The following is a 15,235-nucleotide window of genomic DNA, read 5'->3' on the forward strand; positions in this document are numbered from 1 at the left end:
GAGCTCTAATTGGTATGTTAAAATTAAAAAAAACGGATATCTTTGCTTTCATTGCATTAATGCCAATTTTTGAACCAACATATTTTATTACAATACCACTTGTTAGTGCAATTTACAATGTATTAAGTATCCTGTTACCGATAGTGATTATAACTATTGCATTTCGCAATAAAGGAACATTCTATCGCTTTCCATTTTTATTAATAGGTATAGAATTTTGGATTCTACTATTAACGATTTTCAATCGAGGGCAGATTAGAGCAACTGTTTCATATTTTTTGATGTTCACCTCTGTAATCCTTCTATTTAGTTTGTATAAAACTAGAATCATGTCTCTATTTAGAGCGTTTCAATTACATTTTGAAATTTGTATATATTTAAATTTGCTGAGTTTAATTTTTTTCCCAGATCGTTTATTTAGTAGGTTTAATGTTGCCTATGGATATACTTTTGAGTGGTTTTTAGGTTCAAGAAATAATTTTTTGAATTGGTTACTTCCTGGATTAATGATTGCTATGATGGATAGTTATTTTCATCCAAAGAGTATTCGATGGAAGATTCTAATATTGGCAATTTTTGCCACACAATTTTTTCAAACTTCATCAACTCTTATTGTGACATCAGTAATACTAGGGATTCTATTTTTAACAAATAAAATAAATAAGTTCTTTAAACCAATTCCTGCACTATTATTAGCTTTAGTTATTCAATTCCTTATTGTAATAGCTAATAATGTATCATTCCTATCTCCAATTATTGAGGGAGTTCTTGGCAAAGAACTTACTTTTACTAACAGAACTACAATTTGGATGAATGCACTAAATAGCATTCATTGGATTGGTTTAGGAAAGATGCAATCAGATCAGGTAGTAAATATTTTGGGAAATTTCGGATTATTTTTATGGCGGGGAGCAACCCATGCACATAATCAATTACTGAATTTTGGTGTACAATCAGGCTGGATAGGTTTGATATGTATACTTGTTATCTATTTTAGAAATTCTAAACAAATGAATGTTTTTTGGAAAAATCCAATTGCAAGAATCCTATCATTCTCAATGTTTGTGTATATTTTAGCGGGCATTACAGAAGTTACTTCTCACTATTTAATGCAGTTAATGATAATTTTTCCTTTTTATATAGAAGAATTTATTGATTTACAGTTGGATAATAAATCTTAGAATGGGGAAGTAAATGAAAAGGACAAATCGAGAAGTTATAAGTGGTATGATATGGTCGCTTTCTGAACGATTCATGTCTCAGATTGTTTCTATCGTAGTTACTATTATTTTAACTCGTTTAATAGCTCCTGCTGATTATGGATTAATTTCAATTGTCACTGTAATCATTACAATACTAAATGTATTTATGACAAGTGGATTTAGTGCTGCATTGATTCAGCAAAATGATGTTGATGATATTGATTATTCAACGGTTTTATGGTTTAGTTTAGGATTAGGAGGCGCTATATATTTAATTGTTTTTTTATCAGCACCATTTGTAGCCCAATTTTATAAATTGGAGGAACTAACAATAGTATTACGTGTTCTGGCATTGAAAGTCCCATTGTCAGCTTTGAATTCTGTTCAACAGGCATATGTTTCAAGACATATGTTATTTCAAAAATTTTTTTCATCGACTGTGTCAGCAACGATTGTCTCAGGGATAGTTGGTGTGACACTTGCATATAGCAATTTTGGTGTTTGGGCACTAGTCTTTCAGGATTTGATAAATGTGTTTACTATTACCATTGTTTTATGGTTTAGTATTAAGTGGAAACCTTCTTTAGTTTTCTCGACTAAGCGCTTAACAAAACTATTCGACTTTGGAGTAAAGATTTTTCTTCAGACGATGTTTAATACACTGTATGCTAATATAAGAAGTTTGTTAATTGGTAGAGTATACTCTGCAACAGATTTGGCATACTATTCTAAGGGGAATCAATATCCTAATTTAATTGTTACAAATGTTGATTCAGCTGTAAGTAAAACAATGTTTCCTGTAATGTCTAGGGAACAAGATAACATTGAAAAAATTAAATCATTAACAAGAAATACTGCACAAACTAGTTCTTACATAATGAGCCCGATTTTAGTTGGTTTTATTGTTTGTGCGGATTCAATTGTTTCTTTAGTTATGACAGATAAATGGTTACCAGCAGTTCCTTATGTTCAGATAATATGCTGTTGTTTACTTATTAGACCTTTTCAAACTGCTATAGTACAGGCTATAAAAGCGATAGGAGAGTCAGGAATTTTATTGAAAATGGATATCCCTGTAAGAATTTTTGCACTAGTTCTATTATTCTGTACAATAAATTTCGGTGTAGTCTATATAGCTATTTCAGAGATTGTTATTGAACTATTAGCTTTGCTAATTTATTCATATTATTCTACTAAATTGATTGGATATTCTTATGTTGAGATATTAGTTGATTTCTGTCAGAATTTTCTTTTATCAATTATTATGGGAATGGTAGTTTATTTGATTGGAAATGTATTGGAGTTAGATAGATTTTCTGAGTTACTGATACAAATTATTGTTGGAATTATTATTTACTTCATTGTTTCAATAATTTTTAAAAACAAAAGCTTTCGACAATTTACTACGTTTTTAAGAAGGAGTTGAATTATACCACAAAAGTTTGATAATTGTTGACTACTAGGATTTAGTTCTGATTTTAACAGGATTAAGTCTTTTTTATTTCTTTGCCATTGTTGCAGAAAATGCGATAATATAACAATGATATTTTCTGAACAAACAGATAGAAAAAATTTCTCAATTTGGAGACTTGGTAAGATCATGTTAGCTTGGGTGAAGTTTGGCTAGACATTAATAAACTGACCAAAGAGCTATTTGCCCAAGTTTCGTACAGTTATAGGTTTTATGCAGTGTCTAAGGAGAAATAATAAACAAATTATGTGAAGTATTACGATTATTTAGTGTTTGGAGCGGACTTGTTTGGTGCAGTTTTTGTCCATGAAACAGCTCCAATAGGTAAAAAGGTGAGGACAATCGGGAAACGTGCCCCCTATTACGGACAATATCCACACGAAGGGAGTAGAAGGCGACCAGGTCCAAGAATACGGTGCATATATTTTGCATACTTTTGAAAAGGAAATTTTGGACTATGTCGACCAATTTGCGGAGTTCAACAGCTACACTAATTCACCAGTTGCCAATTACAAGGGGGAAATTTATGACTTATCAATTAACATGATTTCTTTAACAAGCTTGAAGAGTAGTGACTCTTTCTGAAGCAGAGTCAAAGATTTAGGAGCATCGTGCTGTTTTGGATGGAAAAATACATGAAAACTTGTCTAAAATATGAACATCTATCTCTTTTTTTGAGAAATAGATGTTTTTTGTTGAAAGAAATATGAACAAGTTGTATAATGATTCTGAGGTGTTAATATATGTTTTCAACGATAGATTTTGGAAAAAAGATGAAACTGCGTCGTCAGGAGCTTGGTTGGACTCAGGTTCAACTAGCTGAGGTGACTGAAATCAGTCGCTCTAGCATTAGTAAGATGGAGAAGGGGGATTTTTCACCAAGTCTTGTCCAGTTTGAGATTATTTGTAATTGTTTAGGACTTTCTCCATCCGATTTTTTCAAGGGTCCTTCTGAAAAAAAAGAGAAATTAGGCAAAGTAGTCAAGGTAGCTGTGGCAGGTACTGGATATGTGGGCCTTTCTGTGGCTGTTCTTTTGGCGCAGCATCATGACGTGACTGCTGTGGATGTGATTCCTGAAAAGGTGGAATTGATCAATGCCAAGCAGTCTCCGATTCAAGATGATTATATTGAGCAATATTTGGCCGAAAAGGACTTACGTTTGCAGGCAACTTTAGATGCAGCATCTGCCTATCAAGATGCTGAAATTGTTGTGATTGCTGCTCCTACCAACTATGATAGTGAGAAGAATTATTTTGATACAAGTCACGTAGAATCAGTTATCGAAACGGTTCTATCTTACAATAACCATGCTTTGATTGTTATTAAATCGACCATACCGGTTGGTTTTACAAGAAGCATGCGGGAAAAATTCCAAACGGATCGGATTATTTTTAGTCCAGAATTTTTGCGTGAATCCAAGGCACTATATGACAATCTTTATCCATCTCGTATTATTGTATCCTATGAAGTGACTGATTCAGAGGAGGTGCGTCAAAAAGCCCAATTATTTGCTTCCTTGTTGGAACAAGGGGCCGAGAAAGAGGGCATTGATATCCTTTTTATGGGGGCGACAGAAGCAGAAGCGGTAAAATTATTTGCCAATACCTACTTAGCCCTACGGGTTTCTTACTTCAACGAGCTTGATACCTACGCTGAACTAAAAGGTCTGAATACGGAGGCCATTATCAATGGGGTTGGTTTAGATCCACGGATTGGCAATCATTACAATAATCCTTCCTTTGGTTACGGGGGCTATTGCTTACCCAAAGACACTAAACAGTTGTTGGCGAACTATGATCAAGTTCCGCAAAATATGATGACGGCTATTGTTGAGTCAAATCGTACGCGAAAGGATTTTATTGCAGATCAGGTCTTGAAGATGGCGGATTATTATGCCTACTCTGAGCGGGATGTTTATTCGCTTCAAGAGGAAAAAGATATTACCATTGGGATTTACCGCTTGACCATGAAGAGCAACTCTGATAATTTCCGTCAAAGTTCGATCCAAGGTGTCATGAAGCGTTTGAAGGCCAAGGGTGCGACGGTCATTATTTATGAACCGACTTTGGAAAATGGCACTACCTTCTTTGGTTCCAAGGTTGTCAATAATCTCAAGCAGTTTAAAAAATTAAGCCAGGCAATCGTTGCCAACCGTTTTGATCAGTCTTTAGCAGATGTACAGGACAAGGTTTATACGCGAGATATTTTTCGTAGGGATTAAAAAAAAGAGGTCATGCCTCTTTTTTTTCTTACTCTGGAAGTTGGGGGAATCCAGAGTAGGGGTATTATAGGGGGAAACTTATTGAATAGCATCCAGCAAGGCTTGTGCTTGCGCCTCCAAACTTGCTCGAACAGTGTCGGATAAAATCAGTTGGCCTGTTGCCCATGCTTCAGGGTTGACAGTGCTAGCTGTAAATTCTCCGACAATTTGTGTTCTAATGAATGGAAGAAGATGCTGGAAATCCTTAAAGAGAAAGTCGTGACCGCTATTTCCAACTGCAGAAACAGTTGTCAGCTTATCTTGAAGGATTGAAGGGCCTTTGGGATTTGTCAAGTCTAGTGATCGACTGAGCCAATCTAGAGCATTTTTCACGATACCTGGAATGGCGTAATTGTAGACTGGTGAAAAAATCCAAATGGCATCTGCAGCTGCAACTTGATCTCGAAGTTGGGCAATTGCAGGGAGTATTGGAATTTCAATGTCCTGATTAAAGAGGGGAATGGAAGCTAAGTCAATATAGGAGACTTGAGCTTTGTCAGCCAAAAGAGTTTCTGCTTCCTTTGCCATTTGGTGGTTGAAAGATCCGTCACGTAGTGACCCAACTAGAAATAAGATATGTGCCATATCTAGGCTCCTTTTAAATTCATGATGTTGTTATATTATAATTTTTGTGTTTTGTCACGATTTAAATGTAGATTATTTCAAATTTTTAAAATTTTTTAAGATGTCAGCCAAGATGACTTGTTCCTCAGGGCTAATGACTGAGAAGATTTTACCGATATTTTCATAATGTTCAGGCAAAATCGCTTCTATGCGTTCGCGACCGAGTGGGGTTAAACCGACTAGGAAGGAGCGTCTGTCCTTGGTATCTGGAACCTTTACAACATAGCCATCGCGAATCATGTTTCGGATGACGACGGTCATATTTCCAGAAGTGCTGAGGAGTTTATCAATCAGATCTTGGATTCGAAGGTCGCCTTTATTGTACAAGGCTTCTAAAACGCCAAATTGACAAACAGTCAAATTGTGTTTCTTAATTGTTTCGACTTCCTGTTTGACGATAGCATTGGCTGCTCTGCGAAAAACAACCAAACTATGTAGGGCTTCTTGATTTTCTTGTAATGCTTGTTCAATCCTGTTCATAGCCCTATTTTATCAATAATGCATGCTTTATGCAAGATTTTCTCTGGATAAACAGGGAAAACATGCGGACCTCTTTTCCCTAAAGGATAGCATTCTGAAGGAATATGGTGTATAATAAGAACGATATGAAAAAATCACTAGAATCTGTAGCACGTTTTTTGCAATCGACCTTGGGCCAGTGGCTGGTCGGCTTGTTTATTTGCCTTTTTGTACTTGTTTTTTCCTTTTTTTTCCTACTCGATTTATCTATTCAGCCTAGAAAAGACACGGAACGAGAACTCGAGCGAGTTGTGTTAGCCAACACACCGATTCAGGCTGTGGAGGATATTGAACTCTATAATGGACAAGAAAGCTTTTATAGTTTTTATGGCAAGGATGAGGCGGGGAATGATTTAGTCGCCCTAGTGTCGGATCAGGATGATACGATTTATCTGTCAGATCTATCTGCTGGAATTGAGCAGGGTGAGGCAGAGAGCCGTGCAAAGGAAAATGGTGCTACACAAATCGATCGTGCTGTTTTAGGTGTTTACCAAGAACAGCTCGTTTGGGAAGTGAAGTCTGAGCAGACTTACTATCTCATCTCGTTTGAATCCGGTGATTTTATTAAGAAGGAGGGCTTATGAGCAAGCTATCAAAACGTGTCTTAGAAATGGAAGAAAGTGTCACTCTGGCAGCAGGTGCACGGGCCAAGGCCTTGAAGGCTGAGGGACGTGATATTTTAGAGCTGACCTTGGGTGAGCCAGACTTCGTCACACCGAAAAATATCCAGCAAGCTGCTATTAAGTCTATCGAAGATGGTAAGGCGAGTTTTTACACTGTGGCTTCAGGTCTTCCAGAGTTGAAGGACGCGGTTAATACCTACTTTGAGAACTTCTACGGCTACTCTATCGAACGCAAGCAAGTCGTTCTTGCGACAGGTGCTAAGTTTGTTCTTTATGCCTTCTTTGCGGCGGTCATCAATCCTGGCGATGAGGTCCTGATTCCAACGCCTTACTGGGTATCCTATGCCGACCAAATCAAGATGAACGAAGGAGTGCCTGTCTTTGTCACTGCGACAGAAGAGCACAATTTCAAGGTAACGGTTGAACAGCTGGAAGCAGCTCGGACAGACAAGACCAAGGTCCTTTTGCTCAATAGTCCGTCCAATCCAACGGGTATGATTTACAGTCGTGAGGAATTGGAAGCTATTGGAAACTGGGCTGTAGAGCACGATATTCTCATCTTGGCAGACGATATTTACGGTCGTTTGGTCTATAATGGAAATACCTTCACACCGATTTCAAGCATTTCAGAAAGCATTCGTCAGCAGACTATTGTTGTCAATGGGGTGGCCAAGGCCTATGCCATGACAGGTTGGCGGGTTGGATTTGCCGTTGGTAATCCTGAAATCATTGCGGCTATGAGCAAGATTGTCGGACAAACGACTTCAAACCTGACAGCAGTTGCTCAGTATGCGGCCATTGAAGCCTTTACAGGTCCGCAAGATACGGTCGAAACCATGCGTCAGGCCTTTGAAGAGCGACTCAATACCATTTATCCCTTACTAGCAGAAGTACCAGGTTTTGAAGTCATTAAGCCAGAAGGAGCCTTCTATCTCTTCCCAAATGTCAAAAAGGCTATGGAGATGAAAGGCTACACAGATGTGACCGAATTTACCACAGCTATTCTGGAAGAAGTAGGAGTAGCCTTGGTAACAGGTGCTGGTTTTGGAGCTCCTGAGAATATCCGCCTCAGCTATGCGACAGATATGGACACGCTCAAAGAAGCAGTGGCTCGACTACACACATTTATGAAAAAATAAAAAGAGGAAAAATAATGTCTAGAAAATTGATTACCATTAACCAAGTAAAAGATTATGTTGGTCAAGAAGTGACCATCGGTGCCTGGGTTGCCAACAAGTCTGGCAAGGGCAAGTTAGCCTTCCTGCAATTGCGTGACGGAACTGCCTTCTTCCAAGCAGTTGCTTTCAAGCCAAACTTCATTGAAAAATTTGGCGAAGAAGCTGGTGCGGAGAAGTTCGATGTAGCAAAACGCCTCAGCCAAGAAACGTCAGTCTATGTGACAGGGATTGTCAAGGAAGACGAGCGTTCTAAGTTTGGCTACGAGTTGGATGTGACAGACCTTGAAGTGATTGGTGAGTCACAAGATTATCCAATTACGCCTAAAGAACATGGTACAGACTTCCTGATGGACAACCGTCATCTCTGGTTGCGTTCTCGTAAACAGGTCGCTATCCAGCAAATCCGTAACGCCATCATCTATGCGACCTATGAATTCTTTGAAAAGAATGGCTTTATCAAGTTTGATAGCCCAATCTTGTCTGGAAATGCGGCAGAAGATTCGACAGAATTGTTCGAAACAGACTACTTTGGTCAACCAGCTTATCTCAGTCAATCTGGTCAGCTTTACCTGGAAGCTGGTGCTATGGCCCTTGGTCGTGTTTTCGACTTCGGTCCTGTTTTCCGTGCGGAAAAATCAAAAACTCGCCGTCACTTGACTGAGTTCTGGATGATGGATGCCGAGTATTCATTCCTCAGCCATGAAGAGTCACTTGACTTGCAAGAAGCTTATGTCAAAGCCTTGATTCAAGGTGTTATCGACCGTGCTCCACAAGCCTTGGAAACTCTTGAGCGTGATGTGGATGCTCTCAAACGCTACATTGCAGAACCATTTAAACGTGTGGCTTATGATGATGCCATTACCCTTCTGCAAGAACATGAAGCTGATGAAGATACGGACTACGAACACATCGAGCATGGAGATGACTTTGGCTCACCTCATGAAACCTGGATTTCAAACTACTTTGGTGTACCGACTTTCGTTGTTAACTATCCAGCAAGCTTCAAGGCCTTCTACATGAAACCAGTTCCTGGTAATCCAGAGCGTGTGCTCTGTGCGGACCTTTTGGCGCCAGAAGGCTACGGTGAAATCATCGGTGGTTCTATGCGTGAGGACAATTACGATGCCTTGGTAGCCAAGATGGACGAGCTTGGCATGGACAAGTCAGAATACGAATTCTACCTTGACCTTCGTAAATACGGCTCTGTGCCACACGGTGGCTTCGGTATCGGTATCGAGCGTATGGTAACTTTCGTCGCTGGTACAAAACACATCCGTGAAGCCATTCCGTTCCCACGTATGTTGCACCGCTTGCATCCGTAAGCAAATCAATAGATATACAAACAGACTACAAATGTGGTCTGTTTTCTTGCTTTTTCACTGGATTTTATTTATAATTATTCTAAATAATAGAGTGGAATAGTTATGAAAGAGAGCAGTTCGAGAAAAGAGATTATTCGATTGGCCTTTCCTGCGACGGTGGAAAATATCTTTCAGACCTTAGTTGGTTTTGTGGATACCCTCTTGATTGCACAGCTGGGGCTGGTAGCAGTGACGGCAGTTGGTCTTGCCAATACGATTTTGAATGTCTATTTGGCGGTGTACATCGCTTTGGGAGTTGGGGCAACGGCTTTGATTGCTCGGTCCATTGGTGCGGGTGACAAGGAAGCGGTCGCCTATCAGGTACGTCAGGCTTTAGTACTTTCAGTAGGTGTGGGTCTGCTATTGGGTTTACTATCCCTTATTTTCGGGCGGCAGATGCTGGTCTTAATGGGAGCAGATGCGGAGAGTTTGGCTGGCGCCCAGGCATTTTTTTACTGGGTTGGTGGTTTGACGATTTTCCAAGCTCTGATGACCATTTTGGGAACAATCCTGCGGGCATCTGGGGATACAGTATCTCCTATGAAAATGAGCTTACTGACCAATGGTTTTAATGTGGTCTTGGACTATTTCTTGATTTTTGGTATTGGCTCTTGGTCAGGTTTGGGTATTGTAGGGACCGCCTTAGGAACCGTCTTAGCTCGCTTGCTTGGTACAGTCTTGCTTTACCGAAAGGTGCAACAGACTGACTTGGCAGTTGATCTCAAACAATTGTTCCACTTGGGAAGTCCTAAGGAAATGGTGGATTTGACCCTACCTGCAGCAGCCGAACGCTTGGTTATGCGGTTGGGACAGGTGGTCTATTTCAGCTTGATTGTGGGGCTGGGGACGACTGTCTATGCTTCTCACATGATTGCAGGCAACATCGAGAGTTTTACCTATATGCCAGCCTATGGTCTTGCGACAGCGGCAGCGGTTTTGATTGGTCAAGCCTTGGGAAAGGGGGACATCCTCACAGTTAGACGGGTTGCATTTCACAGCTCTGCCTATGGAGTAGCCATCATGTCCCTGCTCGGTACCATCTTATTTTTCGGAGCTCCAAGTTTTGCTCTGCTATTTACCAAAGACCTAGAAGCCGTCAAACAAGTTGTCACAGCCTTACGGATTGATGCTTTCAATCAGCCAGGCCTTGCGGTTTCTTTGATCATGGCTGGCGCTCTGCAGGGCTTGGGGGATTCCAAGTCGTCACTCTACTCCACAGTGATAGGGATGTGGGGGCTGCGCGTCGTAGGTGTTGTCGTCTTAGGCCAGATGTTCGGTTTAGGAATTGCCGGCGTCTGGCTGTCGATTTTGATTGACCTGCTCTTGCGAGCGATTTTTCTGACTTGGAGATTTCATGTAAAAATAAGAAAACTGGCTGAGTAGCCAGTTTTTTTAGGAGTTATTGATGGATAGGCGGTTTTGATAAGCCAATTCGAGGAGGTATTTGTAAAGTGGAACGATGTCGGTTTGTTTTGGGAATTCCAATTTTAGACTAACCAACTCTTCCTGTTTTGATTTGAGGTAGATATTGCGCAAGTAGGTAATAGTGATTTCACTATCATCTAGGCCGAAACCAGCTGTTTCCATCTCGACATGGACCAGGGTTGAGAGGAAGATGGATTTTATGGCAGTTTTCTTCCCTGTTGCTCCTTGTTTGTCCACGAATATAATACGAATATTGGTAAAGATAACTGCGTCCCGGATCAAGACGTAGCCGTTTTGAATGACTTCCTCATCAAGTAGATACTGAGAGTATTCTGCGTATAGGGATTCGTTGCTTTGTTGGCTAAAGTTTCCAGCAAGACCCTGAGCGATTTTTCCTAAATTCAATGCCATAGACATTCTCCTTTACTCTATTTTTATATAGAATAGTATAGTAGTTTTTTTGCCAAGATGCAATAGTAAATAAAAAAACATGTTCTAACTGGCTGCCCCGAAAAAATGTCAGCTTTTTGCTTGGGAAAAGAGTCTGGAAATAGTTTTTCTTGAGAGCGAGCAGGATGAGTTTGTCTAAAACTGTGCTATAATAGATGTAGAAAAGCAAAGGAGATTGACAGATGAAAACGATTCATACAGATAAAGCACCAGCAGCCATCGGCCCATACGTACAAGGTAAAGTTGTAGGAAATTTCCTCTTTGCCTCTGGTCAGGTCCCTTTGTCGCCTGAGACGGGTGAAGTGGTTGGGGAAACCATTCAAGAACAGACTGAGCAGGTTTTGAAAAATATCGCAGCGATTTTAGAAGCGGCAGGGACAGACTTTGACCATGTGGTCAAAACGACCTGCTTCCTCAAGGATATGAATGACTTTGTGGCTTTCAACGAAGTCTATAAAACAGCCTTTTCAGCAGATTTTCCAGCTCGCTCAGCGGTGGAAGTGGCGCGTTTGCCTCGTGATGTCAAGGTTGAAATTGAAGTGATTGCAGTAATTGATTAGGAGAGAAGGAGGGGATGTCATGTCAGACAAACTCCATTTAGTGATTGTGACAGGGATGTCGGGAGCAGGTAAGACCGTAGCTATTCAGTCTTTTGAAGACTTGGGCTATTTTACCATTGACAATATGCCGCCGACCCTTCTGCCAAAATTTTTAGAATTGATTCGCCACAGCCAAGACAACAATAAGATTGCCTTGGTGGTAGATATGCGGAGTCGTTCTTTCTTTGCAGAAATTCGAGAAGTTTTGGATGAGATTGAGTCGGCAGAAGATCTGGATTTTAAGGTCTTGTTTTTGGATGCGACGGATAGTGAATTGGTAGCTCGGTACAAGGAAACCCGTCGGTCCCATCCGCTTGCGGCAGATGGTCGGGTCTTGGACGGGATTCAGCTAGAACGTGAACTCTTGGCGCCCTTGAAAAACATGAGCCAGAATGTCATCGATACGACAGAATTGACACCGCGTAATCTTCGAATGGCCATTTCAGAGCAGTTTGCTAGTCAAGATAACCAACCCTCCTTCCGTGTAGAGGTCATGTCCTTTGGTTTCAAGTATGGTCTTCCCTTGGATGCGGACTTGGTTTTTGATGTTCGTTTCTTGCCTAACCCATATTATCAGAAGGAGTTACGAAATCTGACAGGTTTGGATGCTCCTGTCTTTGACTATGTCATGGACCATCAGGAATCAGAGGAATTCTACGGTCATCTTCTAGGATTGATTGAGCCAATTCTGCCTGGTTACCAGAAAGAAGGCAAATCTGTTTTGACTATTGCAATTGGATGCACGGGCGGTCAACATCGAAGCGTAGCTTTTGCCAAACGTTTGGCCGACGATTTAGAGAAGAACTGGTTGGTTAACCGCAGCCATCGTGATAAGGACAGACGGAAGGAAACGGTTAACCGCTCATGAGAAAACCTAAAATAACTGTGATTGGTGGCGGAACAGGGATTCCGGTGATTCTAAAGAGTTTGCGGGACAAGGATGTGGAAATTACGGCGATCGTAACAGTGGCAGATGATGGTGGCTCCTCTGGTGAGATTCGTCAGGCCTTGCAGGTCACACCTCCAGGAGATTTACGAAACGTTCTTTTAGCCATGTCGGACATGCCCAAGTTGTATGAGCAGATTTTCCAGTATCGCTTTGCGGAAACGGATGGCGCCTTGGCAGGACATCCCTTGGGCAACCTGATTATTGCAGGAATTTCGGAGATGCAGGGTTCAACCTATAATGCCATGCGGCTCTTGACCCGCTTTTTCCATACCACGGGCCGCATTTATCCTTCGAGTGAAAATGCGCTCACCCTCCATGCTGTATTCACAGATGGGACAGAGGTTGTGGGAGAAAGCAAAATCGCTGCTCATGAGGGCATGATTGGACATGTCTATGTGACAAATTCCTATAACGATGATGAGCCAACAGCCAGCCGTCAAGTGGTTGATGCTATCATGGATAGTGACATGGTCGTGTTGGGGCCAGGATCCCTCTTTACCTCTATCTTGCCTAATCTGATGATTCCAGACATCGGTAAGGCATTGAAAGAGACCAAGGCGGAGGTGACCTATGTATGCAACATCATGACCCAAAGAGGAGAGACGGAATTTTTTTCAGACGCAGACCATGTGGCGGTTCTCAATGCCCACTTGGCTGAAAAATTTATCGACACGGTCCTGGTCAATATTGAGCCAGTTCCACAGGAGTATATGAATACCCATCAGTTTGATGAGTACCTGGTCCAGGTCAAGCACGATTTTGCAGGCTTGCAGGAGCAAGCACCACGTGTCATCTCTTCTAATTTCCTTCGTTTGGAAAATGGCGGAGCTTTTCATGATGGCGATCTTGTGGTTGCAGAATTACTTAAGATTGTGCAGGTGCGGCCATGAGTTTCACGGTACATGTAAAAGAAGAAATTCTTGGGAAATCGGACTTTGAAAAGAGTGAATTAGCTGCCATCATCAAATTGTCTGGAAGTCTCGGCTTGACTGGTAAGGGGCTGTCCTTGTCCATCTCAACGGAGAATGCCAAAGTAGCCCGGCATATTTATGAAATGCTCTTTGCCTTTTATGCCATAAAAGCGGACATTCGTCACCACCAAAAGACAAACCTCAAAAAGAATCGGGTGTACACTGTTTATTTGGACCATTCTGTCAATGATATTCTCAACGATCTCTATCTGGCGGACAGTTTTTTTGGGATTGAAACAGGGATTGCTCCGACAATCTTGGAAAAAGATGCATGGAGTCAAGCCTATCTAAGGGGGGCATTTTTAGCCAGTGGATCGGTCAAAGACCCAGAAAAAGGCCGCTATCAGCTGGAAATAGCTTCTGTATACTCGGACCATGCCCATGATTTGGCTAAGTTATTGCAGAAATTTCTCTTGGATGCCAAGGTCATTGAGCGAAGCAAGGGGACCATTACCTATTTGCAACGGGCAGAAGATATCATGGATTTCTTGCTGGTGATTGGGGCAGAAGAAGCTAAGACAGAGTTTGAAAATGTCAAAATCCTTCGTGAAACTCGAAATGATTTGAACCGTGCGACCAATGCAGAAGCGGCAAACATTGCTCGAACTGTGACTGCTTCGATGAAAACCATCAATAATATCATCAAGATAATGGATACGGTGGGCTTGGACCAACTGCCTGCGGACCTACAAGAGGTTGCGCAGCTGAGAATCCACCATCCTGATTTTTCTATCCAGCAGTTGGCAGATAGTCTATCTAAGCCGCTGACCAAAAGTGGGGTCAACCATCGCTTGCGAAAAATTAATAAATTTGCCGAAGACTTATAAACACGAAAACCGACCCAGCTGGGTCGGTTTTCTAGGAGATTATATGAAAAAGAAGGTGAGCTATTTCTAGCTTGAAATGATTATACGATGCAAAACTTAAAGCATCCTAAATCTACAAACAGAAAAAGTCATCTTTTGACAGAGAAATTTCTTTACAAGCAAAGAAATATCCTGTATAATATAGTTTGTGTGTAATGGACACACGATAAAACGGTTAATCCGCTGGGACCTGGCTCTCAAGATTAACAAGATAGGAGTAGAAAAAAATGAATCCATTAATTCAAAGTTTGACTGAAGGTCAACTTCGTACTGATATCCCTTCTTTCCGTCCTGGTGACACTGTTCGTGTTCACGCTAAGGTTGTGGAAGGAACTCGTGAGCGTATCCAGATCTTCGAAGGTGTTGTTATCTCTCGTAAAGGTCAAGGTATCTCAGAAATGTACACTGTCCGCAAAATTTCTGGCGGTGTAGGTGTTGAGCGTACATTCCCAATCCACACTCCACGTGTTGACAAGATTGAAGTCGTACGTTACGGTAAAGTACGTCGTGCTAAATTGTACTACCTACGTGCATTGCAAGGTAAAGCTGCGCGTATCAAAGAAATCCGTCGTTAAGATAGTTTTTCTATCCAAGTCGGACCATGAAAAAGAGACAGTTCTGCTGTCTCTTTTTCTTTTTCATCTATTCGATTCGACTTTTGATCCAGTTTTTGAGTCAAATGAAGTAGAAAATGCAGAAAATATATTGATATCGACAAAAAAAGTAGTAAACTAGA

Annotated in this window: 15 protein-coding genes and 1 pseudogene; 13 read left to right on the forward strand and 3 right to left on the reverse strand. The window is 41.0% G+C overall.

Going from position 1 to position 15,235, the window contains the following annotated elements; all coding sequences use genetic code 11:
• The first annotated feature begins 14 nt into the window (after window positions 1-14).
• From PXH68_RS03010 to PXH68_RS03025, 4 genes and pseudogenes are all read left to right on the forward strand, one after another.
• Entirely contained in the window at window positions 15-1,181 is a 1,167-nt protein-coding gene (locus PXH68_RS03010; protein WP_248027488.1) for an O-antigen ligase family protein, read from the forward strand.
• A gap of 13 nt (window positions 1,182-1,194) precedes the next feature.
• Window positions 1,195-2,628: a lipopolysaccharide biosynthesis protein gene (locus PXH68_RS03015; RefSeq protein ID WP_248027486.1), complete on the forward strand. Its 1,434-nt coding sequence runs from the start codon at window positions 1,195-1,197 to the stop codon at window positions 2,626-2,628.
• Window positions 2,629-2,921: 293 nt separating this feature from the next.
• Window positions 2,922-3,274 (forward strand): annotated as a pseudogene (locus tag PXH68_RS03020) (NAD(P)-binding protein); the annotation flags it as partial.
• Window positions 3,275-3,416: 142 nt separating this feature from the next.
• Window positions 3,417-4,895 (forward strand): nucleotide sugar dehydrogenase, encoded by a 1,479-nt coding sequence (locus tag PXH68_RS03025; protein WP_248027484.1) that lies wholly within the window; start codon window positions 3,417-3,419, stop codon window positions 4,893-4,895.
• A gap of 78 nt (window positions 4,896-4,973) precedes the next feature.
• Here PXH68_RS03025 and PXH68_RS03030 read toward each other — a convergent pair whose 3' ends face one another.
• Window positions 4,974-5,519: an NADPH-dependent FMN reductase gene (locus tag PXH68_RS03030; RefSeq protein WP_248027481.1), complete on the reverse strand. Its 546-nt coding sequence runs from the start codon at window positions 5,517-5,519 to the stop codon at window positions 4,974-4,976.
• 72 nt (window positions 5,520-5,591) lie between these two features.
• Window positions 5,592-6,038, reverse strand: coding sequence for a MarR family winged helix-turn-helix transcriptional regulator (locus PXH68_RS03035; protein ID WP_158454390.1), 447 nt, complete (start codon window positions 6,036-6,038; stop codon window positions 5,592-5,594).
• A gap of 125 nt (window positions 6,039-6,163) precedes the next feature.
• Between PXH68_RS03035 and PXH68_RS03040 the strand changes: the two genes are divergently transcribed.
• From PXH68_RS03040 to PXH68_RS03055, 4 genes are all read left to right on the forward strand, one after another.
• The gene (locus PXH68_RS03040; RefSeq protein WP_205030530.1) at window positions 6,164-6,661 is read left to right on the forward strand and encodes a cell wall elongation regulator TseB-like domain-containing protein; all 498 of its coding nucleotides are present in this window, start codon (window positions 6,164-6,166) and stop codon (window positions 6,659-6,661) included.
• The gene (locus PXH68_RS03045; RefSeq protein ID WP_248027479.1) at window positions 6,658-7,839 is read left to right on the forward strand and encodes a pyridoxal phosphate-dependent aminotransferase; all 1,182 of its coding nucleotides are present in this window, start codon (window positions 6,658-6,660) and stop codon (window positions 7,837-7,839) included. Before PXH68_RS03040 ends, PXH68_RS03045 begins: the two co-directional genes overlap by 4 nt.
• A 14-nt stretch (window positions 7,840-7,853) precedes the next feature.
• A complete protein-coding gene (gene asnS / locus PXH68_RS03050) occupies window positions 7,854-9,200 on the forward strand; it encodes an asparagine--tRNA ligase (RefSeq protein ID WP_014638198.1) in 1,347 nt (448 codons plus the stop codon).
• 102 nt (window positions 9,201-9,302) lie between these two features.
• Window positions 9,303-10,622 carry an MATE family efflux transporter gene (locus PXH68_RS03055; protein ID WP_248027477.1) on the forward strand — a complete coding sequence of 440 codons (1,320 nt, stop codon included), beginning with the start codon at window positions 9,303-9,305 and terminating at the stop codon, window positions 10,620-10,622.
• A 9-nt stretch (window positions 10,623-10,631) separates the two neighbouring features.
• Here the strand turns inward: PXH68_RS03055 and PXH68_RS03060 are convergent, their stop codons facing one another.
• Window positions 10,632-11,075 carry a PH domain-containing protein gene (locus PXH68_RS03060; protein WP_398582968.1) on the reverse strand — a complete coding sequence of 148 codons (444 nt, stop codon included), beginning with the start codon at window positions 11,073-11,075 and terminating at the stop codon, window positions 10,632-10,634.
• Window positions 11,076-11,296: 221 nt separating this feature from the next.
• Here PXH68_RS03060 and PXH68_RS03065 point away from each other — a divergent pair, with 221 nt between their 5' ends.
• The 5 genes from PXH68_RS03065 (at window position 11,297) to rplS (ending at window position 15,074) form a co-directional block, all read left to right on the forward strand.
• The gene (locus PXH68_RS03065) at window positions 11,297-11,674 is read left to right on the forward strand and encodes a RidA family protein (RefSeq protein ID WP_015646991.1); all 378 of its coding nucleotides are present in this window, start codon (window positions 11,297-11,299) and stop codon (window positions 11,672-11,674) included.
• A 19-nt stretch (window positions 11,675-11,693) separates the two neighbouring features.
• Window positions 11,694-12,581 (forward strand): RNase adapter RapZ, encoded by an 888-nt coding sequence (rapZ, locus tag PXH68_RS03070; RefSeq protein ID WP_205030534.1) that lies wholly within the window; start codon window positions 11,694-11,696, stop codon window positions 12,579-12,581.
• The gene (locus PXH68_RS03075; RefSeq protein WP_205030535.1) at window positions 12,578-13,552 is read left to right on the forward strand and encodes a YvcK family protein; all 975 of its coding nucleotides are present in this window, start codon (window positions 12,578-12,580) and stop codon (window positions 13,550-13,552) included. The genes rapZ and PXH68_RS03075 overlap by 4 nt, the downstream gene beginning before the upstream one ends.
• Entirely contained in the window at window positions 13,549-14,460 is a 912-nt protein-coding gene (gene whiA, locus PXH68_RS03080) for a DNA-binding protein WhiA (RefSeq protein ID WP_248027475.1), read from the forward strand. Before PXH68_RS03075 ends, whiA begins: the two co-directional genes overlap by 4 nt.
• A 266-nt stretch (window positions 14,461-14,726) precedes the next feature.
• Entirely contained in the window at window positions 14,727-15,074 is a 348-nt protein-coding gene (gene rplS, locus PXH68_RS03085) for a 50S ribosomal protein L19 (RefSeq protein ID WP_024380029.1), read from the forward strand.
• Window positions 15,075-15,235 lie beyond the last annotated feature (161 nt).

This window comes from Streptococcus sp. 29896 (assembly GCF_032594915.1).
GTDB lineage: Bacteria > Bacillota > Bacilli > Lactobacillales > Streptococcaceae > Streptococcus > Streptococcus suivaginalis.